The organism is Streptomyces sparsus (assembly GCF_054776295.1).
Genome location: NZ_BAAHCA010001177.1, coordinates 1 through 1,296, shown reverse-complemented (window position 1 = coordinate 1,296; position 1,296 = coordinate 1). Strand labels below are relative to the sequence as shown.

Sequence of the window (1,296 nt, the reverse complement as noted above, 5' to 3'; positions counted from 1 at the left end):
GGAACCGCCGGTTCCGCCGGTCGGGTCAGCCCTGCCAGCCGGCCAGGTGGCGGTCGATCTCACCGCGGAGCGCGGCCTTGCCGGCCTCCGGCAGGAAGCTCACCGCGACCGCGTTCCGGGCCAGCGCGGCGACGCCCGCGGCGTCCAGGTCCAGCAGCCGGGCCGCGACGGCGTACTCGGTGTTGAGGTCGGTGCCGAACATCGGCGGGTCGTCGCTGTTGACGGTGACGGTCACGCCGGCGTCGACCAACTGCCGCAGCGGGTGCTCGTCCAGGGAGGCCACCGCGCGGGTGGCCAGGTTGGACGTCGGGCACACCTCCAGCGGGATGCCGTGCTCGGCGAGGTGGGCGAGCAGCTCGGGGTCGCGCGCCGCACCGATGCCGTGCCCGATGCGCTCGGCGCGCAGCGCGGTCAGCGCGTCCCAGACCGTGCCAGGACCGGTGGTCTCGCCGGCGTGCGGCACACTGTGCAGGCCCTCGGCGAGGGCGCGGTCGAAGTACGGCTTGAACTGCGGCCTGGGCACCCCGATCTCGGGACCGCCGAGACCGAAGGACACCAGCCCTTCGGGGCGCAGCTCGCAGGCGATGCGGGCGGTCTCCTCGGCCGCTTCGAGTCCGGCCTCGCCGGGAATGTCGAAGCACCAGCGCAGCACCACGCCCAGCTCGGCCTCCGCGGCCCGCCGGGCGTCCTCGATGGCCTCGACGAACGCCACGTCCGCGATCCCGCGACGGGTCGAGCTGAACGGCGTCACCGTCAGCTCCGCGTACCGGATGTTCTGCGCGGCCATGTCGCGCGCCACCTCGTAGGTGAGCAGGCGCACGTCCTCCGCGTCCCGGATCAGGTCCACCACGGAGAGGTAGACCTCCACGAAGTGCGCGAAGTCGCGGAAGGTGAAGTAGTCGGCGAGCGCGTCCACATCGGACGGCACGGTCCCGCCGGGGTGCCGTGCGGCGAGTTCGGCGACGATGCGCGGTGAGGCGGAGCCGATGTGGTGGACGTGCAGTTCGGCCTTCGGCAGGCCGGCGATGAACGCGGTGAGGTCATGCGGTGCGGACAACGGGATCCTCCGGTGGCAGGTGGCGCCCGTCATCGTATGCGGGCGCGTCAGGGGGCGCGCATACGATGTGGGCGAACCGGAACCGGGGAGGGGCCCATGGCACAGGAACAGGACCGACCAGCGGAAACGAACCCGTGGGCGCCACCGGGTGAGCAGACGCCGCCCTCCTCGCCCGGGGGTCCGCCGTCCACGCCGCCGTCCGCCGGTGTGCCGCAGTCCGGCCCTGCCCACGCCTGGGA

General features: G+C 73.4%; 1 protein-coding gene. It reads right to left on the bottom strand.

All coding sequences use genetic code 11. From position 1 onward, the window contains the following. Nucleotides 1–25: 25 nt before the first annotated feature. Nucleotides 26–1,057: an adenosine deaminase gene (locus tag ACYVE9_RS27250; protein WP_461030556.1), complete on the bottom strand. Its 1,032-nt coding sequence runs from the start codon at nucleotides 1,055–1,057 to the stop codon at nucleotides 26–28. Nucleotides 1,058–1,296 lie beyond the last annotated feature (239 nt).